This is a genomic window from Neisseria sp. 19428wB4_WF04, from assembly GCF_015235335.1.
Classification (GTDB): Bacteria; Pseudomonadota; Gammaproteobacteria; order Burkholderiales; family Neisseriaceae; genus Neisseria; species Neisseria musculi.
In genome coordinates this window covers 1-757 of sequence record NZ_JADGLG010000134.1, presented here as the reverse complement: position 1 = coordinate 757, position 757 = coordinate 1, and the positions used below count along the sequence as shown (strand labels likewise).

At 57.2% G+C, this 757-nt stretch carries 2 protein-coding genes; both read left to right on the top strand.

Annotated features, from left to right (window positions below):
- Positions 1–153: 153 nt before the first annotated feature.
- A complete protein-coding gene (locus IR141_RS12640) occupies positions 154–423 on the top strand; it encodes a hypothetical protein (protein ID WP_135037793.1) in 270 nt (89 codons plus the stop codon).
- Between the two features lie 59 nt (positions 424–482).
- A partial coding sequence (locus IR141_RS12635) for a primase-helicase zinc-binding domain-containing protein (protein ID WP_305080186.1) occupies positions 483–757 on the top strand: 275 nt, incomplete at its 3' end.

Below are 757 nucleotides of genomic sequence, written 5' to 3'. Positions count from 1 at the left end.
GAGCGTCTGACTTATTGCTGCGATATTTTTGAGACGGGCAATGATTCTTACCGGATGAAACACCGCTCATAGGGTGGCTCAATTTTAGACCACAACTGTGGCTCAGTTTTGGAATGGAATTGACAAACAGGCAGCACACGAAAGGCAAACGCCATGACAACCCGCCAAGACAAGCAAGCCGTTAAAGCCGCCAAAACCGCCGCCATTTTCACAGGCACATTAGCCGCCTGCATGGTTTCCCTTGCATTTTCATCATGCACCGCCAAACCCGCCCGCGTCCACACCACGCCGCCTGCCGTATTGATAAACACCGTTTCAGACGGCCAAAGCCAAACCGCCGCCATTCCTGCCGATTGGACGGAAAACCCGCTTGCCGCCGTAGTGTATGAACCCGTATCAGAAAGCGGGGCAGGCCATGAATAACCGCCGTTACGACCTATCCGACCTGAAAGCCGCCGCCGCTGGCCGCTGGCCTGAAATCCATGCCGCGCTTGGCATTCCCCGCGAATACCTTAACCCCCGCAAACATTGCCCGCCCCTATTGCGGCGGCAAAGACCGCTACCGCTACACCGATTATCAAGGCACGGGCGCGTTTATCTGCAACCAATGCACCCCCGACGGCGGCAGCGGCTTTGACTTGCTTATGCTGGTGTTTGGTTACGACTTTGCCACCGCCGCCAACGAAACCGCCGCTTTATTGGGTTTTTCAGACGGCCAAGCAGGGCAACACCAGCCCCGCGCCCCGTTGCCCCCTGC

What these genes read in the sequence shown, in the direction of transcription:
- IR141_RS12640 (WP_135037793.1), top strand. Translation starts at nt 154, where the DNA reads ATGACAACCCGCCAAGACAAGCAAGCCGTTAAAGCCGCCAAAACCGCC.